This is a genomic window from Streptomyces plumbidurans (genome assembly GCF_019857225.1).
Classification (GTDB): Bacteria; Actinomycetota; Actinomycetes; order Streptomycetales; family Streptomycetaceae; genus Streptomyces; species Streptomyces plumbidurans.
Genome location: NZ_JAFJSY010000010.1, coordinates 228,608 through 251,515, shown reverse-complemented (window position 1 = coordinate 251,515; position 22,908 = coordinate 228,608). Strand labels below are relative to the sequence as shown.

The window sequence follows — 22,908 nt, the reverse complement described above, 5'->3', positions numbered from 1 at the left end:
TCCCTTGTCAGAGAAAGAGATTCACCGGGTGCCTGGCCAGTGCCGCACCGCACTTCCCGGAAGATTCCCGTACGTCCGCCCCAGCGCTGCCTTACGGCAGTTAGGGCGACGAGTACTGTGGGACTCGCTTCCAGTCCTCCCGGCGGGAGGCGCGCAGCATCAACACTCGACCGAGCAACTCCGACAGTCTGCCATATGGGGCAGGGGCCTGGCCAATCGAGCCGGAGAGAATACCCCGAAGGTGACGCAGGTCAAACACCCGCCCTACGCCTCCGCGTTCCGCAGCCGCGCGAACGACGCGTCCAGGCCCCGTTTCAGCAGCCGCGCCACCGGCCGTTCCACGAACCGGTGCACCAGCCAACTCAGGGCCAGGAAGCCGGCGATCACCAGGGCCACCAGCAGCCGCGGGTCCATGGTGCCGTCGAGCCGGTTGATCAGCGTCGTACCGGCCACGTAGTGGATCAGATACAGCGGATAGGTCAGGCTGCCGGCGGTGACCAGCCACCTCCAGCGGACGCGGTCCGTGGCGCCGAGCGCGATCGCGACCAGGGCGAGCAGGAAGACGGTGAAGAGCGCCGTGCAGCCCCGCCAGCCGGAGACATGCTCGAAGTCGTCGATCCTGACGCCCAGTTGGCGCTGCCCCATCAGCCAGGCCAGCGCGAGAATGCCCCACAGCAGCAGGTCCTGCCCGAAGCGGTGCATGAGGTGGAGGGCGAGGCCGGCGATGAAGAACCAGGCGCCGTCCGGGTTCGCGGCCAGCGTCAGCAGCCGGAAGTCCGCCACGGGGGCGAGCATGGCCGCCGCGCCCCAGACGCAGCAGAAGACGACCACCTTGCGGTACGTCAGTCCGGTGGCGACCACGGCCATGAAGAGCAGGTAGAAGCGCAGCTCCGACCAGAGTGTCCAGTACACGCCGTCGACGCTGTCCACGCCCGAACCGGACTGCAGCATCGTGAGGTTGAGCAGGATGTCGCGCACCTTCAGCCGCTGCCAGACGCCGGGCATCGCCACCACGAAGACGGTGGTGAACACGATGCCGAACCAGTACGCCGGATAGAGCCGGATGACCCGCGAGACGAAGAACTGCCGCGGAGTGCGCCCCCAGCACGACATGCAGATGACGAAGCCGCTGATCACGAAGAAGACCTCGACGCCGATCCAGCCGTAGGCGGCGAGACGGAACACCGTCGGCATGGTCTCGGAGACCGGCCGGCCCCAGACCGCGTTGCCCGGCTGGTCGACGCGCCAACTGCCCGCGTAGTGGTGCACGGCCACCATCAGGGCGGCGAGCAGGCGCAGTCCGTCGATGGCGTACAGCCGCGGGCGCTCGGGGCGGCGTGGGGGACGGTGGACCCGCACCGTTCGCAACTGCCGCGTCGGCCGGTCGACCATCACGGACATCAAGGATCATCCCCTGTCTGGCTGCTCGGAACTCCCTCACGCTAGGGCGTCACTTCAGCCCCGAAGTGGACATACAGGAATGCTCCGGACAGCGCGTCCCGCAGAGTTCGCCCAGCCTTCACCGGACGTGCGAAAGGGCCCGTACGACCGGAGTCGTACGGGCCCTTCCCAAACCTGCCTGGTCAGCCCTTGCGGGCCAAGATCACTTGTTGATCTTGGTGACCTGGCCGGCGCCGACCGTCCGGCCACCCTCACGGATGGCGAACTTCAGGCCCTCTTCCATGGCGACGGGCTGGATGAGCTCCACCTTCATCTCGGTGTTGTCACCCGGCATGACCATCTCGGTGCCCTCGGGGAGGGTCACCACGCCGGTCACGTCCGTCGTGCGGAAGTAGAACTGCGGGCGGTAGTTGTTGAAGAAGGGGGTGTGACGGCCACCCTCGTCCTTCGACAGGATGTAGGCCTGGGCCTCGAACTCGGTGTGCGGCGTGACCGAACCGGGCTTGATGATGACCTGGCCGCGCTCGACGTCCTCGCGCTTGATGCCACGGAGGAGCAGACCGACGTTCTCACCGGCCTGGCCCTCGTCGAGCAGCTTGCGGAACATCTCGATGCCGGTGACCGTGGTGGTGGTCTTCTCCTGCTTGATGCCCACGATGTCGACGGTCTCGTTGACCTTGAGGACACCACGCTCGATACGGCCGGTGACGACCGTACCGCGACCGGTGATCGTGAAGACGTCCTCGATCGGCATCAGGAACGGCTTGTCGACGTCGCGCTCGGGCTGCGGGATGTTCTCGTCCACGGCCTTCATCAGCTCGAGGACGGAGTTGCCCCACTCCTTGTCGCCCTCGAGGGCCTTGAGCGCGGAGACCTTGACGACCGGCAGGTCGTCGCCCGGGAACTCGTACTCGGAGAGCAGCTCACGGACCTCGAGCTCGACGAGCTCCAGGATCTCCTCGTCGTCCACCATGTCGGCCTTGTTCAGGGCGACGACGATGTACGGAACGCCGACCTGGCGGGCCAGGAGCACGTGCTCCTTGGTCTGCGGCATCGGGCCGTCGGTGGCGGCGACCACGAGGATGGCGCCGTCCATCTGCGCCGCACCCGTGATCATGTTCTTGATGTAGTCCGCGTGACCGGGGCAGTCGACGTGGGCGTAGTGACGCGTCTCAGTCTGGTACTCGACGTGCGCGATGGAGATGGTGATACCGCGCTGGCGCTCTTCGGGAGCCTTGTCGATCTGGTCGAACGCCGAGGCCTCGTTCAGGTCCGGGTACGCGTCGTGCAGCACCTTGGTAATGGCGGCCGTGAGGGTCGTCTTACCGTGGTCGATGTGACCGATGGTGCCGATGTTGACGTGCGGCTTAGTCCGCTCGAACTTCGCCTTCGCCACTGGGGTCCTCCTGGGAGTGGTTCTGGTACGCCTTACTTCATCGGCGCCAGGTGATCTTTGCTGTCATGGCCCGGGCCCCGGGGCACTCCCCCACGAATGGGGAGGAATGCCCCGGCAGGCTCCGGAGTCAAGCCTAAGGCGTGTGGACGCAGTGCGTTAACGCAGTGCGTTACTCGCCCTTGGCCTTCGCGATGATCTCCTCGGCGACGTTCCGCGGAACCTCGGCGTAGGAGTCGAACTGCATGGAGTAGCTGGCGCGGCCGGACGTCTTGCTGCGCAGGTCGCCGACGTAACCGAACATCTCCGAGAGGGGCACGAGGCCCTTCACGACGCGGGCACCGGCCCGCTCCTCCATGGCCTGGATCTGGCCACGGCGGGAGTTGATGTCGCCGATGACCTCGCCCATGTAGTCCTCGGGCGTGGTGACCTCGACGGCCATCATCGGCTCGAGCAGCACGGGGCTGGCCTTGCGGGCGGCCTCCTTGAAGGCCTGCGAGCCGGCGATCTTGAAGGCGAGCTCGGAGGAGTCGACCTCGTGGTAGCCACCGTCGATGAGCGTGACGCGCACGCCCGTCATCTCGTAGCCCGCGAGGATGCCGAACTGCATGGCCTCCTGCGCACCGGCGTCGACCGAAGGGATGTACTCCTTCGGGATACGGCCACCGGTCACCTTGTTCACGAACTCGTACGAGGCGTCGCCGCCCTCGATGGGCTCGATCGCGATCTGCACCTTGGCGAACTGACCGGTACCACCGGTCTGCTTCTTGTGGGTGTAGTCCACGCGCTCGACGGCCTTGCGGATCGTCTCGCGGTAGGCGACCTGCGGCTTGCCGACGTTCGCCTCGACCTTGAACTCACGGCGCATGCGGTCGACCAGCACCTCGAGGTGCAGTTCGCCCATGCCGCCGATGATGGTCTGGCCGGTCTCCTCGTCCGAGTGAACCTGGAAGGAGGGGTCCTCCTCCGCGAGACGCTGGATGGCGACACCCAGCTTCTCCTGGTCACCCTTGGACTTGGGCTCGATGGCGACCTGAATGACCGGCGCCGGGAAGTCCATGGACTCCAGGATCACCGGGTTCTTGTCGTCGGACAGCGTCTCACCGGTGGTGGTCTGCTTCAGGCCCATGACGGCGATGATGTCGCCGGCGCCCACCGAGTCGATCTCCTCACGCTTGTTCGCGTGCATGCGGTAGATCTTGCCGATGCGCTCCTTCTTGCCCTTGACGGAGTTCAGCACGGCGGTGCCGGACTCCAGGCGGCCCGAGTAGACCCGGACGAAGGTGAGCTTGCCGAGGTGCGGGTCGCTCATGATCTTGAACGCCAGCGCGGACAGCGGCTCGTCGTCGGACGGCTTGCGCTTGACGACGACCTCGGGGTCCTTGACGTCGTGGCCCTCGATGGCCTCGACGTCGAGCGGGGTCGGCAGGTAGCGCACGACCGCGTCGAGCAGGGGCTGAACGCCCTTGTTCTTGAACGCGGTACCGCAGAACACCGGGGTGACCGTGGTGTCGCTGGACTTGCCGGACGCGATGGTGATGCGACGGATCGCGGCGTACAGCTGCTCCTCGGTGGGCTCCTGGCCCTCCAGGTACAGCTCCATGATCTCTTCGTCGTTCTCCGCGACGGCCTCGACCAGCTTGCCGCGCCACTCCTCGGCGGCCTCGGTGTGCGTGGCCGGGATGTCGACGACGTCGTACATCTCGCCCTTGGCGGCCTCGGCGGACCACACGAGCGCCTTCATGCGGACCAGGTCCACGACGCCCTTGAAGTCGGCCTCGGCGCCGATCGGGAGCTGCATGACGAGCGGCTGGGCGCCCAGGCGGTCCGAGATCATGTCCACGCAGCGGTGGAACTCGGCGCCGGTACGGTCCAGCTTGTTCACGAAGCAGATGCGCGGCACGCCGTAACGGTCGGCCTGACGCCACACCGTCTCGGACTGCGGCTCGACACCGGCGACACCGTCGAACACCGTGACGGCACCGTCGAGGACGCGGAGCGAACGCTCCACCTCGACCGTGAAGTCGACGTGCCCGGGGGTGTCGATGATGTTGATCGTGTAGTCGTTGTCCTCGAGCGGCCAGTGACAGGTGGTGGCAGCAGAGGTGATCGTGATGCCACGCTCCTGCTCCTGCTCCATCCAGTCCATGGTGGCGGCACCGTCGTGGACTTCACCGATCTTGTAGCTGACGCCGGTGTAGAAGAGGATCCGCTCGGTGGTGGTCGTCTTGCCCGCGTCGATGTGGGCCATGATCCCGATGTTGCGGACCCTGGCCAGGTCAAGTGAAGTGGTAGCCATAAGGCTTCAGTCTTCTCTCGGTCTCGATAGGGGAAGCGACTACCAGCGGTAGTGCGCGAAGGCCTTGTTGGACTCGGCCATCTTGTGGGTGTCCTCGCGCTTCTTCACAGCGGCACCGAGGCCGTTGGAGGCGTCGAGAAGCTCGTTGAGCAGACGCTCGGTCATGGTCTTCTCGCGACGGGCGCGCGAGTAACCGACCAGCCAGCGCAGCGCGAGCGTGTTGGCGCGACCGGGCTTGACCTCGATCGGAACCTGGTACGTCGCACCACCGACACGGCGGGACTTGACCTCGAGGGTCGGCTTGATGTTCTCCAGCGCGCGCTTCAGCGTGATGATCGGGTCGTTGCCCGTCTTCTCACGCAGACCCTCCATGGCGCCGTAGACGATGCGCTCGGCGGTGGAGCGCTTGCCGTTGAGCAGCACCTTGTTGATGAGGGAGGTCACCAGAGGAGAACCGTAGACCGGGTCGATGATGACCGGGCGCTTCGGGGCGGGGCCCTTACGAGGCATTCTTACTTCTCCTTCTTGGCGCCGTAGCGGCTGCGGGCCTGCTTGCGGTTCTTGACACCCTGGGTGTCGAGCGAACCACGGATGATCTTGTAGCGAACACCCGGCAGGTCCTTCACACGGCCGCCGCGCACGAGCACGATGGAGTGCTCCTGCAGGTTGTGTCCCTCACCCGGAATGTAAGCGGTGACCTCGATCCCGCTGGTCAGACGCACACGCGCGACCTTACGCAGGGCCGAGTTCGGCTTCTTCGGGGTGGTCGTGAACACACGCGTGCAGACGCCGCGACGCTGAGGGGAACCCTCGAGTGCGGGCGTCTTGTTCTTCTCGACCTTGTCCTGCCGGCCCTTGCGGACCAGCTGCTGGATCGTAGGCACTACTTCTCCGGTTTCTGTGTGCCGAATGGTGAAGCTAACCTGGAACGTCGCCGACCCACGCGGTCGGGTGTGTCGAATCCGGTGGACCCCCGCCGCTAGGCAGGAAAGAGCACAGATCACGGTGGCCGCTTACAGCTCGCGATGCGGTTGAAGGCACGCACGAGAGCCAGGGCACACCCCAGGCACAAGGTCTGAGCGTACCTACCTCATTCGCTGTGGTCAAAACAAATGGGCCGCACCCGCACCGGACCGCACAGGATGTCAAGACCCTACGCCGTACATGATCTTCGAATTCACGTTCAGACCCCGCCGGTGGCCACGTCGCCGCAGCTCGTCCCGTGCTCATCTCATGAGGTCGCCAGCCCCGCCGCGATGAGGATCGTGATGACGAGCGCCCAGCCCGCGACCGACAGCCAGCCGAGCACCAGCCCGGTCACCGCGAAGCCCTCGCCCCGCTCGCCGGTGCGCTGCATCTCGGTGCGCGCGGTGTGGCCGAGGATGACCGCGGGGATGCCGGTCAGGCCGACGGTGAAGAGGGTGAGCAGCCCGCACACCATGGAGCCGACCGCCTTGCCGTTCGTGGGCGCGGGGGCCGGCAGGAAGGTCGCCGGGACGGGCGCGACGAGCCGGGTGACGGGTACCGGACCCTGCGGCAGGTCGGCGACGAGCAGGGCCAGCTCCCCCACGGTCCGCGCCGCATAGGCCCGCTCGACCCGCTTCTCGAACTCGGCGTGCTCCAGCCGCCCTTCCCCGTACCCCGCCCTGAGCACGTCCACCGCCCGCTCACGGTCCGCGTGCGAGGCGAGCATGGCCGGGACGCCCTGCGCCTGCCAGGGCTGCCCGAGGTCCCGCCCAGCGGGCACGGCGCCGTCCCAGGGCCGCGGGAGCTGCTCGCCGTGGCGCGAGGTCTTCTGCCAGGGCCGCGGCGCGTCCTGCCCCGACCGCGGGACGTCCTGCGCCCGCTGTGGTTCGCTCTGCTCCGGCTGCCAGGGTTGCCATGACGGATTGGACACGAGTACCTCCCCGAACCCCCGAGTCCTTCCATGATGCGCCGAACCGGCATTTCCGGCACAGGGCGCGTCACCCCCCGATCCACCCTGATCCGCTGTGCGTACCCGTACGGACGCCGAAGGGCGGCCACCCCACGGGGTGACCGCCCTTCGACCGCTCAAGCTGCTCGCTTACTGGTTGTACGGACCGTAGTCGTAGTCCTCCAGCGGGACGGCCTGGCCGGAGCCGGTGCCGAACGGCGAGTAGTCGATGTCGTCGTAGCCGACGGCCGAGTACATCGCGGCCTTGGCCTCCTCGGTCGGCTCGACCCGGATGTTGCGGTAGCGGGACAGGCCCGTACCGGCCGGGATGAGCTTACCGATGATGACGTTCTCCTTGAGGCCGATGAGCGAGTCGGACTTGGCGTTGATCGCCGCGTCCGTGAGGACTCGCGTCGTCTCCTGGAAGGACGCCGCCGACAGCCAGGACTCCGTGGCCAGCGAGGCCTTGGTGATGCCCATGAGCTGCGGCCGGCCGGAGGCCGGGTGACCGCCCTCCTGGACCACACGACGGTTCTCGGTCTCGAACTTCGAGCGCTCGACCAGCTCGCCGGGCAGCAGCTCGGCGTCGCCGGACTCGATGATCGTCACACGGCGCAGCATCTGCCGGATGATGATCTCGATGTGCTTGTCGTGGATCGACACACCCTGCGAGTTGTAGACCTTCTGGACCTCGCCGACCAGGTGGACCTGGACGGCACGCTGGCCCAGGATGCGCAGCACGTCGTGCGGGTTGGTGGCACCCACGGTGAGCTTCTGGCCCACCTCGACGTGCTCGCCCTCGCTGACCAGGAGACGGGCGCGCTTCGAGATCGGGAACGCCGTCTCGTCGCTGCCGTCGTCCGGGGTGACGACGATCTTCTTGGTCTTCTCGGTCTCCTCGATCCGGATGCGGCCGGAGGCCTCGGAGATCGGGGCGACACCCTTGGGCGTACGGGCCTCGAAGAGCTCGACGACACGCGGCAGACCCTGGGTGATGTCGTCACCGGCCACACCACCGGTGTGGAAGGTACGCATCGTCAGCTGGGTGCCGGGCTCACCGATGGACTGGGCGGCGATGATGCCGACCGCCTCACCGATGTCGACCAGCTTGCCGGTGGCCAGCGAGCGGCCGTAGCACATGGCGCAGGTGCCGACCTGGGACTCGCAGGTCAGGATCGAGCGGGTCTTGACCTCTTCGATGCCGTTGGCGACCAGCTGGTCGATGAGCACGTCACCGAGGTCGACGCCCGCCGGGGCGAGCACCTTGCCGTCGACCACGATGTCCTCGGCGAGGCAGCGCGCGTACACGCTGGTCTCGACGTCGTCCGCCTTGCGCAGGACGCCGTCGGCGCCCCGGTCGGCGATCTTGAGGCGCAGACCGCGGTCGGTACCGCAGTCCTCCTCGCGAATGATGACGTCCTGGGAGACGTCGACCAGACGACGGGTGAGGTAACCGGAGTCGGCGGTACGCAGGGCGGTGTCCGCCAGACCCTTACGGGCACCGTGCGTGGAGATGAAGTACTCCAGCACGGACAGGCCCTCGCGGAACGACGCCTTGATCGGACGCGGGATCGTCTCGTTCTTCGCGTTCGACACCAGACCACGCATACCGGCGATCTGACGCATCTGCATCATGTTGCCTCGTGCACCCGAGTTCACCATCATGAAGATCGGGTTGGTCTTCGGGAAGTTGTCGTTCATCGCCTCGGCGACCTCGTTGGTCGCCTTGGTCCAGATCGCGATGAGCTCCTGCGTGCGCTCGTCCTTGGTGATCAGACCGCGCTCGTACTGCTTCTGGACCTTCTCGTCCTGCGCCTCGTAACCCTTGACGATCTCCTTCTTCGCCTCGGGAACGACGACGTCGGAGATGGCCACGGTGACGCCGGAACGGGTCGCCCAGAAGAAGCCGGCCGCCTTCAGGTTGTCGAGCGTCGCCGCCACGATGACCTTGGGGTAGCGCTCGGCGAGGTCGTTGACGATCTCGGAGAGCTGCTTCTTGCCGACCTCGTAGTCGACGAACGGGTAGTCCTCGGGCAGCAGCTCGTTGAAGAGCGCGCGGCCCAGCGTGGTCTTCAGCCGGAAGGTGTCACCCTGCTGCCACTCGGGCTCGCCCTCCTCCTGCGCCGGAGGCGTCCAGCCGCGCGGCGGGATGGTGCCCACCGGGAAGCGGATGTCCACCTTCGACTGCAGCGAGAGGTCGCCGGCGTCGAACGCCATGATCGCCTCGGCCACGGACGCGAAGGAGCGGTCCTCGCCCTTCACGTTCCGCATCTCGCCGTCGGTGGTGAGGAAGAACAGACCGAGGACCATGTCCTGGGTCGGCATCGTCACCGGACGGCCGTCGGCCGGCTTGAGGATGTTGTTCGAGGACAGCATCAGGATGCGGGCCTCGGCCTGCGCCTCCGCGGACAGCGGCAGGTGCACGGCCATCTGGTCACCGTCGAAGTCCGCGTTGAACGCGGTGCACACGAGCGGGTGGATCTGGATGGCCTTGCCCTCGACCAGCTGCGGCTCGAAGGCCTGGATGCCGAGGCGGTGCAGGGTGGGAGCACGGTTGAGCAGCACCGGGTGCTCGGCGATGACCTCTTCGAGGACGTCGTACACGACGGTGCGGCCGCGCTCGACCATGCGCTTGGCGGACTTGATGTTCTGCGCGTGGTTGAGGTCCACGAGCCGCTTCATCACGAACGGCTTGAACAGCTCCAGCGCCATCGCCTTCGGCAGACCGCACTGGTGCAGCTTCAGCTGCGGGCCGACGACGATGACGGAACGCGCGGAGTAGTCCACGCGCTTGCCGAGCAGGTTCTGGCGGAAGCGGCCCTGCTTGCCCTTGAGCATGTCGGACAGCGACTTCAGCGGACGGTTGCCGGGGCCCGTGACCGGGCGGCCGCGGCGGCCGTTGTCGAAGAGCGCGTCGACGGCCTCCTGGAGCATGCGCTTCTCGTTGTTCACGATGATCTCGGGCGCACCGAGGTCGAGAAGGCGCTTGAGGCGGTTGTTGCGGTTGATCACACGGCGGTACAGGTCGTTCAGGTCGGAGGTCGCGAAGCGGCCACCGTCCAGCTGCACCATCGGGCGGAGGTCCGGCGGGATGACCGGGACGCAGTCGAGAACCATGCCCTTGGGGCTGTTGGAGGTCTGCAGGAACGCGGACACCACCTTCAGCCGCTTCAGGGCGCGGGTCTTCTTCTGGCCCTTGCCGGTGCGGATGATCTCGCGGAGCTTCTCGGCCTCCTCCTCGAGGTCGAAGGACTCCAGGCGCTTCTGCAGCGCCGCGGCACCCATCGAACCGTCGAAGTACGTGCCGAAGCGGTCGCGCAGCTCGCGGTAGAGCAGCTCGTCGCCCTCGAGGTCCTGGACCTTGAGGTTCTTGAACCGGGTCCACACCTCGTCGAGACGGTCGATCTCGCGCTGCGCACGGTCGCGCAGCTGCTTCATCTCGCGCTCGGCACCCTCGCGCACCTTGCGGCGCACGTCGGCCTTGGCGCCCTCGGCCTCCAGCTCGGCCAGGTCGGTCTCGAGCTTCTTGGCGCGGGCCTCCAGGTCGGCGTCCCGGCGGTTCTCCACCTGCTGACGCTCCACGGAGACGTGCGCCTCCAGGGAGGGCAGGTCGCGGGTACGGCGCTCCTCGTCGACGTACGTGATCATGTACGCCGCGAAGTAGATGACCTTCTCGAGGTCCTTGGGAGCCAGGTCGAGCAGGTAGCCCAGCCGCGACGGGACGCCCTTGAAGTACCAGATGTGCGTGACGGGCGCGGCCAGTTCGATGTGGCCCATCCGCTCACGGCGCACCTTGGCGCGGGTCACCTCGACGCCGCAGCGCTCACAGATGATGCCCTTGAAGCGGACACGCTTGTACTTGCCGCAGTAGCACTCCCAGTCCCGGGTCGGACCGAAGATCTTCTCGCAGAAGAGTCCGTCCTTCTCGGGCTTGAGGGTGCGGTAGTTGATGGTCTCGGGCTTCTTGACCTCGCCGTGGCTCCACTGACGGATGTCGTCAGCGGTGGCCAGGCCGATCCGGAGCTCGTCGAAGAAGTTGACGTCGAGCACTATGCGTCAATCCCTCTCAGGGTCGTGAGTCTGTGGTCTGAAACGGGGGCCTGGGGGTCGGCGGGCCCTGGTCGGTCAGGGCCCGCCGGACTCCCGTCAGACCTCTTCGACGCTGCTCGGCTCGCGCCGGGACAGGTCGATGCCGAGCTCCTCCGCAGCGCGGAAGACGTCCTCGTCGGTGTCACGCATCTCGATGGACATACCGTCGCTGGACAGCACCTCCACGTTCAGGCAGAGCGACTGCATCTCCTTGATGAGCACCTTGAAGGACTCGGGGATGCCGGGCTCGGGGATGTTCTCGCCCTTGACGATGGCCTCGTACACCTTCACGCGGCCGGTCACGTCGTCGGACTTGATGGTCAGCAGCTCCTGGAGGGCGTAGGCGGCGCCGTAGGCCTCCAGCGCCCACACCTCCATCTCGCCGAACCGCTGGCCGCCGAACTGGGCCTTACCACCCAGCGGCTGCTGGGTGATCATCGAGTACGGACCGGTGGAGCGGGCGTGCAGCTTGTCGTCGACAAGGTGGTGGAGCTTGAGGATGTACATGTAGCCGACCGAGATCGGCTCCGGGAACGGCTCACCGCTGCGGCCGTCGAACAGCCGCGCCTTGCCGGACGGGAGCACCATGCGCTCGCCGTCCCGGTTCGGGATGGTGTGCTGCAGCAGACCCGCGAGCTCGTCCTCGCGCGCACCGTCGAAGACGGGGGTCGCGACGTTCGTGCCCGGGTCGACCTGGTCGGCGCCGATCGCCTGCAGGCGCTGCGCCCACTCCTCGCTGAGGCCGGAGACGTCCCAGCCGCGGCTGGCGAGCCAGCCGAGGTGGATCTCCAGGACCTGTCCCGGGTTCATTCGGGACGGGACACCCAGCGGGTTGAGGATGATGTCGACCGGGGTGCCGTCCTCCAGGAACGGCATGTCCTCGATCGGCAGGATCTTGGAGATGACGCCCTTGTTGCCGTGCCGGCCGGCGAGCTTGTCACCGTCGGTGATCTTGCGCTTCTGCGCCACGTACACGCGCACCAGCTGGTTCACACCGGGTGGAAGCTCGTCGCCCTCCTCGCGGTCGAAGACGCGCACACCGATGACCTTGCCGGTCTCGCCGTGCGGCACCTTCAGCGAGGTGTCACGGACCTCACGGGCCTTCTCACCGAAGATCGCGCGCAGCAGGCGCTCCTCGGGGGTCAGCTCGGTCTCGCCCTTGGGGGTCACCTTGCCGACGAGGATGTCGCCGGCGATGACCTCGGCACCGATGCGGATGATGCCGCGCTCGTCGAGGTCGGCGAGGACCTCCTCGGAGACGTTCGGGATGTCCCGGGTGATCTCCTCGGGGCCGAGCTTGGTGTCACGGGCGTCGACCTCGTGCTCCTCGATGTGGATCGAGGAGAGGACGTCGTCCTGCACGAGGCGCTGCGACAGGATGATCGCGTCCTCGTAGTTGTGACCCTCCCACGGCATGAACGCGACCAGCAGGTTCTTGCCGAGGGCCATCTCGCCCTCCTGCGTGGCGGGACCGTCGGCGAGGACCTGGCCCTCGACGAGGCGGTCGCCCTCGCTGACGATGACCTTCTGGTTGACCGAGGTGCCCTGGTTGGAGCGGGCGAACTTGGCCAGGCGGTACGTGATGTACGTGCCGTCGTCGTTGGCGGTGGTGATGTAGTCCGCGGAGACCTCCTGGACCACACCCGCCTTCTCGGCCTTGACCACGTCGCCGGCGTCGACCGCGGAGCGGTACTCCATGCCGGTGCCGACGAGCGGGGCCTCGCTCTTGATGAGCGGCACGGCCTGACGCATCATGTTCGCGCCCATCAGGGCACGGTTGGCGTCGTCGTGCTCCAGGAACGGGATCATGGCGGTCGCGACCGACACCATCTGGCGCGGGGAGACGTCCATGTAGTCCACGTCGTCACCGGCGACGTAGTCGACCTCGCCGCCACGGCGGCGGACCAGGACGCGGTTCTCGGCGAAGCGCAGGTCGTCCGTCAGCGTGGCGTTGGCCTGCGCGATGACGAAGCGGTCCTCCTCGTCGGCGGTCAGGTAGTCGACCTCGTCGGTGACCTGGCCGTCGACGACCTTGCGGTACGGCGTCTCGACGAAACCGAACGCGTTGACCCGGCCGTAGGAGGCGAGCGAGCCGATCAGACCGATGTTCGGGCCTTCGGGCGTCTCGATCGGGCACATGCGGCCGTAGTGCGAGGGGTGCACGTCACGGACCTCGAAGCCGGCCCGCTCACGGGAGAGACCACCCGGGCCAAGAGCCGACAGGCGGCGCTTGTGGGTGAGACCCGACAGCGGGTTGTTCTGGTCCATGAACTGCGACAGCTGGCTGGTGCCGAAGAACTCCTTGATGGAGGCGACGACCGGCCGGATGTTGATCAGGGTCTGCGGCGTGATCGCCTCGACGTCCTGGGTCGTCATGCGCTCGCGGACGACTCGCTCCATACGCGCCAGGCCCGTACGGACCTGGTTCTGGATGAGCTCGCCGACGCTGCGCAGACGGCGGTTGCCGAAGTGGTCGATGTCGTCGGTCTCGACGACGATCGTCTGGCCGTTGTCGGCGGTCGTCTCGATCTCGCCGGCGTGCAGCTTCACCAGGTACTTGATCGTCGAGATGATGTCCTCGACGGTCAGGATGCCCGCGTCCAGCGGAGCGTCCGCACCCAGCTTCTTGTTGACCTTGTAGCGGCCGACCTTGGCGAGGTCGTAGCGCTTGGGGTTGAAGTAGAGGTTCTCGAGCAGCGTCTGCGCGGCCTCACGCGTGGGGGGCTCGCCCGGACGCAGCTTGCGGTAGATGTCGAGCAGCGCGTCGTCCTGGCCCTGGGTGTGGTCCTTCTCCAGGGTGGCGCGCATCGACTCGTACTCGCCGAACTCCTCGAGGATCTGCTCGGTCGTCCAACCGAGAGCCTTCAGGAGCACGGTGACGGACTGCTTGCGCTTGCGGTCGATGCGGACACCGACCATGTCGCGCTTGTCGATCTCCATCTCCAGCCAGGCACCCCGGGACGGGATGATCTTCGCGGAGAAGATGTCCTTGTCGGACGTCTTGTCGATGGAGGAGTCGAAGTAGACACCCGGCGAACGGACCAGCTGCGACACCACGACACGCTCGGTGCCGTTGATGACGAAGGTGCCCTTGTTGGTCATGAGCGGGAAGTCGCCCATGAAGACCGTCTGGGACTTGATCTCGCCGGTCTCGTTGTTGGTGAACTCGGCCGTGACGAAGAGCGGAGCCGCGTACGTGAAGTCGCGCTCCTTGCACTCGTCGATCGAGTTCTTCGGCGGCTCGAAACGGTGGTCGCGGAACGTCAGCGACATCGACCCGGAGAAGTCCTCGATCGGGGAGATCTCCTCGAAGATCTCTTCGAGGCCGGACTTGGTGGGGACATCCTGACCGGATTCCAGAGCCTCCTCGACCCGACTCTGCCAGGCGGTGTTGCCGAGCAGCCAGTCAAAGCTCTCGGTCTGCAGCGCGAGCAGGTTGGGAACCTCGAGAGGCTCCTTGATCTTTGCAAAAGAGATGCGCAGCGGGGCGGTGCTGGCGCCGTTGTTCGTATTCGCGGTCGAGGCATTGCGCGAGGCGGCCAAGAGGGGGTCCTTCCGAGGGCTCGGACTCACTACGCGCGTACCGGTCCCTCATCCAGCGCACGAGGACAGATTTCCCTGAGACGGCTTTTGGGCCAGGTCAGGGACGGTCTGATCGTCGGTGCTGGGGCGAGGGCAGACCCCTGGTGACGGGCAGGGGACAGCTAACAGGCAGCGCAAAGGGTCAGTGTAGCCACTTGGCACACTGATGTCCAGCCCCGATTTTCTGTGACCCTCGTTGTCCTCAACGCCCTCGGCATGCCTGCCCTCGATGCACGTTGATACTGCCCTCTTCGTCGCCGATCCATGCCTCGGATTCGGATCGTTGTGACGACGCGTCCTGAGAATTGCGCGCTGCGTGCGGTTCGTCAAGGCCCCCATGGCCCAAACCACATGTCAACTGGGGGGCCTTGGCATTCTGCGGCACGACGAAGATCACCATACTCCGCGCACCGTTCGCCGCAAGGCAGCCGCCGCCCGACGCCCCGGAACGCCGAAGAGCGACCACCCGGATGGATGATCGCTCTTCAATGCTCAGGCGTTACACGCCCGGTGGAGCCGTGAGGTCTTACTTGACCTCGACCGAGGCGCCGGCGCCCTCGAGGGACTCCTTCGCCTTGTCGGCGGCGTCCTTGGCAACCTTCTCGAGGACGGGCTTCGGGGCGCCGTCCACCAGGTCCTTGGCCTCCTTCAGGCCGAGGGAGGTCAGCTCACGCACGACCTTGATGACCTGGATCTTCTTGTCGCCGGCGCCGGTGAGGATGACGTCGAACTCGTCCTTCTCCTCGACGGCCTCGGCGGCAGCGCCACCACCGGTGGGGGCGGCAACGGCGACGGCCGCGGCGGCGGCGGTGACGTCGAACTTCTCCTCGAACGCCTTCACGAACTCGGAGAGCTGGATGAGGGTCATGCCCTCGAACTCGGCGAGCAGTTCGTCCTGGGTGAGAGCCACGATGGCTTTCCTTCCATTCAATTCGGCTGGTGCCGGATGTACATGTATGGCGGGCGTACTGTCGGCCCGCTACGACCGCTGCCTCGGGGCCGAAGCCTTCAGGCGGCGGTCATTTCGCGAGCCGAGTTACTCGGCACCGCCCTGCTCGTCCTGCTTGGCGCGAAGAGCGTCCACGGTGCGGACGAGCTTCGACGGGAGCGCCTGGAAGACCTGAGCAGCCTGCGTCTGCTTGCCCTTCATGGCGCCCGCCAGCTTGGCGAGCAGAACCTCGCGGGACTCGAGGTCCGCAAGCTTCTTGATCTCGTCGGCGGACATCGCCTTGCCGTCAAGGACACCGCCCTTGATGACGAGATTCGGGTTGTCCTTGGCGAAGTCACGAAGACCCTTCGCCGACTCCACCGGGTCACCGGTGACGAAGGCGACCGCCGTCGGACCGTTGAACAGGTCGTCGAGCGTAGAGATCCCGGCCTCGTTGGCCGCAATCTTGGTCAGCGTGTTCTTCACCACGGCGTACTGGGCGTTCTCACCGAGCGAACGACGCAGCGTCTTGAGCTGCGCCACGGTGAGACCCCGGTACTCGGTCAGCACGGCGGCGTTCGAGCTGCGGAACTGCTCCGTCAGCTCGGCCACCGCGGCAGCCTTGTCGGGCCTTGCCATAAGCGTCGGCCTCCTTCCGGGTGATGAGACCGCTCGGAAGGGGCTGGGGAAAACGAAACGCCCCGGCGCAGGCGCTCGGGGCGTAGCTCGACCGGAATCCCCTTGGACAGGGGCTTGCCGGGAGCACTTCCACAGTCACCTGCGCGGGTCGTCCGCAGTTCAGCGGATCCTTCGGCCACCGAGCCCTCTTGTGAGCGCACAGCAACGACCAGCGGTCTTTGGCTTCTTCAGGAGAGTACGTGACCGGATCGCCGTCAGGCAAATCCGGTCCTACGGGACTCAGCCGCTCTGGGCGCCCTTCATCATCTCGGCCAGGTCGGCGGTGTCCTTGGCGGGCGGGGCCGTGACGGTCACCGGCTTGTTGTAGTCGAGGAACGTGATGGTCACGTCCATCGGGCCCTTGTCGGCGTCGCCGCGCATCCGGAACTGCTTGGTGTGGTCGGCGCCGTCGATCCACATGTCCATGGTCATCGAGTCGATGCCCATCTTCTCGTACTCCTGAAGGCTCTTCTCGCGCTGCTCGCGGACCGCCTTGCTGTCGTCCTTGAAGGAGGACTTGAGGTCGGCGAGCGTGACCGTGCCCTTGTAGTGGGTGGTCTTCACGCCCTCGACGGTCTCGGTGCCGACCTTCTTCACGTCCTTTGAGCCGGTGAGGAAAGTGGAGTCGCTCGCCGGGTTCTTGCCTGTCTGGCCGGCGCCCAGCTCGTCGGTGTTCAGCGCCTTGTCGGCGCCGGCCGCGGACATGTCGAACTTGATCCAGCTCTTGCCGTCCATCTCCTTGGACATCTCGGCGCTGCCGCCGATGTACATGGCGTTGTCGACGAGCCGGATCTCGACCGGGCCCTGGCCCTTCGCGTTCATCTTCATGCTCATCGCGAGCGGTTTCATGCTCATCGAGGCCTCGCCGGTGACCTGCCCCTCCTCCGGGACCTTCCCCGTCATGCGGTAGTGCAGGGACGTGATGTTCTCGCTGTTCTTCGCGGCCTTGGCGACGGCCGCGGCGGGCGTCATCGCCGGCGACTTGTCCGCGCCGGCGTCGTCGCCCTTCTGGCAGCCGACGGCGCCCGCGGCGAGCAGCAGGGCGGCGAGGCCGGCGCCGGTCGCGTGGCGGCGCACGGAACCACGTACGGGAGACTGCATTGATTCCCCCCAAGGAAACACATGGCAAATTCACAGGTGAGCCGTGAGCTTAACCTCACCCGCCTCGGAAGTCTTCTCGATTCCCGTGCTCACCAGGAGCAACTCCGGGCTCAGGGGGTCGCGGTGGCGCCGCCCTGCTTCTTCAGCAGTGCCTTGAAGTCCTCGGTGTCGCCCGCCGGGGGCTGCTGGGCGGCGACCTTCACGCCGTAGTCGCTGTAGAACGCGGTCTGGCTGTACTCACCGGCCGACATCTGGCCCTTCTCGGTCTTCTTGACCAGCAGGTCCTGGTCGTCGATCCAGATGTCGACGGTCTCGGTGGTGACTCCGGCCTGGGTGAGCTGCTTCTTCAGGCCGGCCAGCTGGCTCGCCGTGAGGTTGGAGTTCTTGCCGGCGAGGTCGGCGACGTCCACCGTGCCCGCATAGTGCGTGGTGTTCACCCCGCGCACCTTCTCGGCGCCGACCTTCTTGACGTCCCCGGAGGCCAGCAGGAGCTTCACCGATTGGTTGGGCGTCGTGTTCTGCATCTGGTCCTTGAGGTAGGCGCCGGAGTTGCCGCCGAGGTCGGCGAGGTCGTCGTAGCCGTACCGGATCCAGTGCTTGCCGCCCGCCTGCTGGGCGAACTTCTCGCCCATCCTGGCGTAGTAGGCGTCGGGCAGATAGCGGGCCTGCATGGACGTGGTGCCGAGCTGGCGCATGGTGTCGGCCATGGTGCCGCCGGTGTACGTGATGGTGAGGTTGCCGGTGAGGCCGTCGGACCAGCCGAGGGCGCCGTCGGCCTTCATCGCCATCAGGGAGCCCATCGTGGTGGTGGACTCGACCTTGGCGGAGTCGGCGCCGTCGGTGGACTTCTCCGCGGTGCGCAGCGCCGCCATGGGGCTGAGATGCGAGGCGCCCCCGCCGGATGCCTTGTCGTCCTTGCCGGAGCCCCCCGAGGAGCCCGAGGAGCAGGCGGTCGCCCCCGACAGCGCGGCGACCGCCGCGACGAAGAGACCGATCCGGCGCACGCTCGTGCTGTTCATTCGTCCCCCACCCCTGTGCGATTGCTGTGCCTGCACGCTAACGCAGCGCACCGACAGCCGTACGGGGAAATGCGACGGGCCCCGCACCTCGGAAGGTTGCGGGGCCCGCGTCGAGCACGCGTAGGCGCGACTGCCGTCAGGATCAGACGGCGGCCGGGTCCTCCTCGACGAGGAGGTTGCGGGTGCGGTTCGGGTCGACCGGGATACCGGGGCCCATGGTGGTGCTGACCGCGGCCTTCTTGATGTAGCGGCCCTTGGCGGCGGACGGCTTCAGACGGAGGATCTCCTCCAGGGCCGCGCCGTAGTTCTCCACCAGCTTGTCGTCCTCGAAGGACGTCTTGCCGATGATGAAGTGCAGGTTCGAGTGCTTGTCGACGCGGAACTCGATCTTGCCGCCCTTGATCTCGGTGACGGCCTTGGCGGTGTCCGGGGTCACGGTGCCGGTCTTGGGGTTCGGCATCAGACCACGGGGACCGAGCACGCGGCCGAGGCGGCCGACCTTGCCCATGAGGTCCGGGGTGGCGACGACGGCGTCGAAGTCCAGACGCCCCTTCGACACCTCGTCGATCAGCTCGTCGGCACCGACGATGTCGGCGCCCGCGGCACGCGCGGCCTCGGCACGGTCACCGGTCGCGAAGACCAGGACCCGGGCGGTCTTACCGGTGCCGTGCGGAAGGTTCACGGTGCCACGGACCATCTGGTCGGCCTTGCGCGGGTCGACACCCAGACGGAAGGCGACCTCGACGGTGCCGTCGAACTTGGTCGTGGAGGTCTCCTTGGCGAGACGGACGGCCTCGAGCGGGGCGTAGAGCTTGTCCCGGTCGATCTTCTCGTCCGCAGCGCGGAGAGACTTGCTGCGCTTGCTCACTGCTTCTCCTGGTGAGTCTTAGGAGTCGTGGTCCGGGCCGAGCAGGCCCCGCCACTTCTGCTGATGTACGGGGGGGTTGGGGCTCAGCCCTCGACCGTGACGCCCATGGAACGCGCGGTGCCGGCGATGATCTTCGCGGCGGCGTCCAGGTCGTTGGCGTTCAGGTCGGCCATCTTGGTGGTGGCGATCTCGCGGACCTGCGCCTGGGTGATCTTGGCGACCTTGGTCTTGTGCGGCTCGCCGGAGCCCTTCTCCACGCCCGCGGCCTTGAGGATCATCTTGGCGGCCGGCGGCGTCTTGGTGATGAAGGTGAAGGAACGGTCCTCGTAGACCGTGATCTCCACCGGGATCACCCAGCCACGCTGCGACTCGGTCGCGGCGTTGTACGCCTTGCAGAACTCCATGATGTTGACGCCGTGCTGACCCAGCGCGGGGCCGACCGGCGGGGCCGGGTTGGCGGCGCCGGCCTGGATCTGGAGCTTGATGAGCCCCGTGACCTTCTTCTTCTTGGGAGGCATTGCTCTCCGGGTCCTTTCGGTTCGGGTCCTGCCTGCCTACGGGGACCACCCGAACGCAGGCATACCGCACAACGATAACGGGTATGGATGCGCGGCCAAAAACCGAGCAGGTCAGACAAGCATCGAGCGCTCGCCTGACCTGGTCGGAAGCTCTGTGAAGCTCGGTGAAGCTCAGTGCGGAAGAAGCTAGTTCTTCTGGATCTGGTCGAAGGAGAGCTCGACCGGCGTCTCGCGGCCGAAGATCTCCACCAGGCCCTTGACCTTCTTCGAGTCGGGGTTGATCTCGTTGATGGTCGCCTGCAGCGTGGCGAACGGGCCGTCGGTGACGGTGACCGAGTCGCCGACCTCGAAGTCCAGCACCTGGACCTCGACCTTGCGCTGCGGAGCGGGCTTGCCCTCGGCCTCGGCGGCCTCGCGGGCGGCCTTCTCCTCGGCCTCCGGGGCGAGCATCTTGACGATCTCGTCCAGGGTCAGCGGGTACGGGTCGTAGGCGTTGCCCACGAAGCCGGTGACGCCGGGGGTGTTGCGCACGACGCCCCAGGACTCGTTCGTCAGGTCCATGCGGACCAGGACGTAGCCCGGGAGCTTGTTCTGCTTGATGGTCTTGCGGTCGCCGTTCTTGATCTGGACGACCTCTTCCTGCGGCACCTCGGCCTGGAAGATGTAGTCCTCGACGTTCAGCGAGACGGCGCGCTGTTCGAGGTTGGTCTTCACGCGGTTCTCGTAGCCGGCGTAGGTGTGGATGACGTACCACTCGCCGGGCAGCGTGCGCAGTTCCTCGCGGAGGGCCGCGACCGGGTCGACCGGTTCGGCCGGCTCGGTCTCTTCCTCGACGGGCTCCTGCGCGGACTGCTCGTCCGCACCCTCCTCGTCGTCCACGACCTGCACAGCGGCCTCCTCGGCGGGCGCGCCCGCCTCGGCCTCGGCAGCCTCGAACTCGTCCTGCTCGTCCGCGCCCTCGACGATGTCGAGCTCGTCGTCCACGGACTCGTTCGGCTCGATGGCGTCGTCGTTCAGGTTCGTGTCAGACACGGTGGCTGCTTCTTCCTGGATACATAGGGGTGGAACACGCGAAAGGGGCGCCGGGTACCTCGGCGCCCTTCGCTCTCGGCTCAGCCGAAGACGTACTTGGCCGCGTGGTTGAGCCCATAGTCAATCACGGTCACCAGGCCGATCATGATGACGACGAAGACAATCACCACGCTGGTGTACGTCGTCAGCTGGTTGCGCGTGGGCCAGACGACCTTGCGGAGTTCGGCGACCACCTGGCGGTAGAAGAGGGCAAGCCTCTTGAACGGACCCTTCTTGGCCCGCTTGCCGCCCTTGCGGGCCTTCTTGGGCTCCTGTGCCTCGTCCTGGGCATCAGGCGTGTCGATGGAGCCCACGGCGTCCGCCATTCGTCCTCACCTGTTCCCGGGTCGTGGCCGTGCCGCGCCCGGTCTGAGCCGCACGGCTGTGCATTGCTGTACGTACGCGCACACCTGGCGAAGGTGTGTGTAGCAGGGCCGGAGGGACTTGAACCCCCAACCGCCGGTTTTGGAGACCGGTGCTCTACCAATTGAGCTACGACCCTTTGTGTGTCCCCCAACGTACCGCATCCGGACGAGTGCTCGGTGTGCACCGTCCGTGCGCGGCAGCTGATGGCCAACGAGGTGAGAGTGTACGTGGTCCGACGCGCCCCGTCGAACAGAAAGCGCCCGTAGGGGCCTTGGGGCAGGAGGAGCTCCGGGCGGCGGACGGAAGATCACCCAGGCCGAGCGTGGATTCCGGACGGGTGTTCAACGGCCGACCCGTGGATGTTCAGTCTGTGAAACCCGCGTGCCGCGCGGGTTTCCGGTCTGAAACGATGGGCCCCATGAGCGCTGCAACCCCTCCCACCGAGCGCCGGGTCTCCGCCCGAGTCGGCGCGATCTCCGAGTCCGCCACCCTCGCCGTGGACGCCAAGGCCAAGGCCCTCAAGGCCGCCGGGCGTCCGGTGATCGGCTTCGGCGCCGGTGAACCCGACTTCCCGACCCCGGACTACATCGTGCAGGCCGCGATCGAGGCCTGCTCGAACCCGAAGTACCACCGGTACACCCCGGCCGGCGGTCTGCCCGAGCTCAAGGCCGCGATCGCCGCGAAGACGCTGCGCGACTCGGGCTACGAGCCGGACGTCTCGCAGATCCTCGTCACCAACGGCGGCAAGCAGGCCATCTACGAGGCGTTCGCCGCGATCCTCGACCCGGGCGACGAGGTCATCGTGCCGGCGCCGTACTGGACGACGTACCCGGAGTCGATCCGGCTGGCCGGCGGTGTGCCGGTGGAGGTCGTCGCGGACGAGACGACCGGCTACCGCGTGAGTGTGGAGCAGCTGGAGGCGGCGCGCACGGAGAAGACGAAGGTCGTCCTCTTCGTCTCCCCCTCCAACCCGACCGGCGCGGTCCACACCGAGGCCGAGACCGAGGCGATCGGCCGCTGGGCCGTCGAGCACGGCCTGTGGGTGCTGACCGACGAGATCTACGAGCACCTGGTGTACGGCGACGCCGTCTCCGTGTCGCTTCCGGCGCTGCTGCCCGAGCTGCGCGACAAGTGCATCGTCGTCAACGGCGTGGCGAAGACGTACGCGATGACGGGCTGGCGCGTGGGCTGGGTCATCGGCCCCAAGGACGTCGTCAAGGCGGCCACCAACCTGCAGTCGCACGCCACGTCGAACGTGTCGAACGTCGCGCAGGTCGCCGCCCAGGCCGCCGTCTCCGGTGACCTGGAGGCCGTGGCAAAGATGCGCGAGGCCTTCGACCGGCGCCGCAAGACCATCGTGCGGATGCTCAACGAGATCGACGGCGTGCTGTGCCCCGAGCCCGAGGGCGCCTTCTACGCCTACCCGTCGGTCAAGGCCCTGCTCGGCAAGGAGATCCGCGGCAAGCGCCCGCAGGACACGGTCGAGCTGGCCGCGCTGATCCTGGAGGAGGCCGAGGTCGCGGTCGTCCCGGGCGAGGCCTTCGGCACGCCGGGCTATCTGCGGCTGTCGTACGCCCTGGGTGACGAGGACCTCGTCGAGGGTGTCAGCCGCATCCAGAAGCTGCTGGCGGAGGCGCGGGACTGACGCCGCCGCATTGGACGGGCCACCTCGCACGGGGT

General features: G+C 66.9%; 17 protein-coding genes and 1 tRNA gene. 1 reads left to right on the top strand and 17 read right to left on the bottom strand.

Going from position 1 to position 22,908, the window contains the following annotated elements:
* Positions 1-264 precede the first annotated feature (264 nt).
* The 17 genes from JYK17_RS09780 to JYK17_RS09700 all read right to left on the bottom strand — a co-directional run bounded on the left by JYK17_RS09780 (position 265) and on the right by JYK17_RS09700 (position 21,364).
* Complete coding sequence (locus JYK17_RS09780; protein WP_108014592.1) at positions 265-1,401, bottom strand: acyltransferase family protein; 1,137 nt, start codon at positions 1,399-1,401, stop codon at positions 265-267.
* 202 nt (positions 1,402-1,603) lie between these two features.
* Positions 1,604-2,797 (bottom strand): elongation factor Tu, encoded by a 1,194-nt coding sequence (gene tuf / locus JYK17_RS09775; RefSeq protein ID WP_030839706.1) that lies wholly within the window; start codon positions 2,795-2,797, stop codon positions 1,604-1,606.
* A 169-nt stretch (positions 2,798-2,966) separates the two neighbouring features.
* Entirely contained in the window at positions 2,967-5,093 is a 2,127-nt protein-coding gene (fusA, locus tag JYK17_RS09770; RefSeq protein WP_108014591.1) for an elongation factor G, read from the bottom strand.
* A gap of 39 nt (positions 5,094-5,132) precedes the next feature.
* On the bottom strand, positions 5,133-5,603 hold the full coding sequence (rpsG, locus tag JYK17_RS09765; protein WP_003992340.1) for a 30S ribosomal protein S7: 471 nt from the start codon (positions 5,601-5,603) through the stop codon (positions 5,133-5,135).
* 2 nt (positions 5,604-5,605) lie between these two features.
* Complete coding sequence (rpsL, locus tag JYK17_RS09760) at positions 5,606-5,977, bottom strand: 30S ribosomal protein S12 (RefSeq protein ID WP_003948652.1); 372 nt, start codon at positions 5,975-5,977, stop codon at positions 5,606-5,608.
* 347 nt (positions 5,978-6,324) lie between these two features.
* Positions 6,325-6,786, bottom strand: a complete 462-nt coding sequence (locus JYK17_RS09755) for a DUF1707 and DUF4190 domain-containing protein (RefSeq protein WP_108014625.1) — start codon at positions 6,784-6,786, stop codon at positions 6,325-6,327.
* Positions 6,787-7,158: 372 nt separating this feature from the next.
* The gene (locus JYK17_RS09750; protein WP_108014590.1) at positions 7,159-11,058 is read right to left on the bottom strand and encodes a DNA-directed RNA polymerase subunit beta'; all 3,900 of its coding nucleotides are present in this window, start codon (positions 11,056-11,058) and stop codon (positions 7,159-7,161) included.
* A 96-nt stretch (positions 11,059-11,154) separates the two neighbouring features.
* Complete coding sequence (gene rpoB / locus JYK17_RS09745; protein ID WP_108014589.1) at positions 11,155-14,640, bottom strand: DNA-directed RNA polymerase subunit beta; 3,486 nt, start codon at positions 14,638-14,640, stop codon at positions 11,155-11,157.
* A 565-nt stretch (positions 14,641-15,205) separates the two neighbouring features.
* Positions 15,206-15,592 carry a 50S ribosomal protein L7/L12 gene (gene rplL, locus JYK17_RS09740; RefSeq protein WP_108014624.1) on the bottom strand — a complete coding sequence of 129 codons (387 nt, stop codon included), beginning with the start codon at positions 15,590-15,592 and terminating at the stop codon, positions 15,206-15,208.
* A gap of 123 nt (positions 15,593-15,715) precedes the next feature.
* On the bottom strand, positions 15,716-16,246 hold the full coding sequence (rplJ, locus tag JYK17_RS09735) for a 50S ribosomal protein L10 (RefSeq protein WP_108014588.1): 531 nt from the start codon (positions 16,244-16,246) through the stop codon (positions 15,716-15,718).
* 279 nt (positions 16,247-16,525) lie between these two features.
* Positions 16,526-17,386 (bottom strand): SCO4651 family lipoprotein, encoded by an 861-nt coding sequence (locus tag JYK17_RS09730; protein ID WP_222810188.1) that lies wholly within the window; start codon positions 17,384-17,386, stop codon positions 16,526-16,528.
* Positions 17,387-17,496: 110 nt separating this feature from the next.
* Complete coding sequence (locus JYK17_RS09725) at positions 17,497-18,405, bottom strand: SCO4651 family lipoprotein (protein WP_108014586.1); 909 nt, start codon at positions 18,403-18,405, stop codon at positions 17,497-17,499.
* A 142-nt stretch (positions 18,406-18,547) separates the two neighbouring features.
* On the bottom strand, positions 18,548-19,273 hold the full coding sequence (rplA, locus tag JYK17_RS09720) for a 50S ribosomal protein L1 (RefSeq protein WP_108014585.1): 726 nt from the start codon (positions 19,271-19,273) through the stop codon (positions 18,548-18,550).
* Between the two features lie 83 nt (positions 19,274-19,356).
* Positions 19,357-19,791: a 50S ribosomal protein L11 gene (gene rplK, locus JYK17_RS09715; protein WP_108014584.1), complete on the bottom strand. Its 435-nt coding sequence runs from the start codon at positions 19,789-19,791 to the stop codon at positions 19,357-19,359.
* A 186-nt stretch (positions 19,792-19,977) separates the two neighbouring features.
* Positions 19,978-20,823, bottom strand: a complete 846-nt coding sequence (nusG, locus tag JYK17_RS09710; protein WP_108014583.1) for a transcription termination/antitermination protein NusG — start codon at positions 20,821-20,823, stop codon at positions 19,978-19,980.
* Between the two features lie 80 nt (positions 20,824-20,903).
* Positions 20,904-21,188, bottom strand: a complete 285-nt coding sequence (gene secE / locus JYK17_RS09705; RefSeq protein ID WP_108014582.1) for a preprotein translocase subunit SecE — start codon at positions 21,186-21,188, stop codon at positions 20,904-20,906.
* A 103-nt stretch (positions 21,189-21,291) separates the two neighbouring features.
* Positions 21,292-21,364 (bottom strand) — tRNA-Trp (locus tag JYK17_RS09700).
* A 282-nt stretch (positions 21,365-21,646) separates the two neighbouring features.
* On the opposite strand from JYK17_RS09700, the gene JYK17_RS09695 reads away from it, so the two are divergent.
* Entirely contained in the window at positions 21,647-22,873 is a 1,227-nt protein-coding gene (locus JYK17_RS09695) for a pyridoxal phosphate-dependent aminotransferase (RefSeq protein WP_222810187.1), read from the top strand.
* Positions 22,874-22,908: the final 35 nt, after the last annotated feature.

What these genes read in the sequence shown, in the direction of transcription:
- JYK17_RS09780 (WP_108014592.1), bottom strand. Translation starts at nt 1,401, where the DNA reads ATGTCCGTGATGGTCGACCGGCCGACGCGGCAGTTGCGAACGGTGCGG.
- fusA (WP_108014591.1), bottom strand. Translation starts at nt 5,093, where the DNA reads ATGGCTACCACTTCACTTGACCTGGCCAGGGTCCGCAACATCGGGATC.
- rpsG (WP_003992340.1), bottom strand. Translation starts at nt 5,603, where the DNA reads ATGCCTCGTAAGGGCCCCGCCCCGAAGCGCCCGGTCATCATCGACCCG.
- JYK17_RS09755 (WP_108014625.1), bottom strand. Translation starts at nt 6,786, where the DNA reads ATGCTCGCCTCGCACGCGGACCGTGAGCGGGCGGTGGACGTGCTCAGG.
- rplJ (WP_108014588.1), bottom strand. Translation starts at nt 16,246, where the DNA reads ATGGCAAGGCCCGACAAGGCTGCCGCGGTGGCCGAGCTGACGGAGCAG.
- JYK17_RS09730 (WP_222810188.1), bottom strand. Translation starts at nt 17,386, where the DNA reads ATGCAGTCTCCCGTACGTGGTTCCGTGCGCCGCCACGCGACCGGCGCC.
- JYK17_RS09725 (WP_108014586.1), bottom strand. Translation starts at nt 18,405, where the DNA reads ATGAACAGCACGAGCGTGCGCCGGATCGGTCTCTTCGTCGCGGCGGTC.
- rplK (WP_108014584.1), bottom strand. Translation starts at nt 19,791, where the DNA reads ATGCCTCCCAAGAAGAAGAAGGTCACGGGGCTCATCAAGCTCCAGATC.
- secE (WP_108014582.1), bottom strand. Translation starts at nt 21,188, where the DNA reads ATGGCGGACGCCGTGGGCTCCATCGACACGCCTGATGCCCAGGACGAG.
- JYK17_RS09695 (WP_222810187.1), top strand. Translation starts at nt 21,647, where the DNA reads ATGAGCGCTGCAACCCCTCCCACCGAGCGCCGGGTCTCCGCCCGAGTC.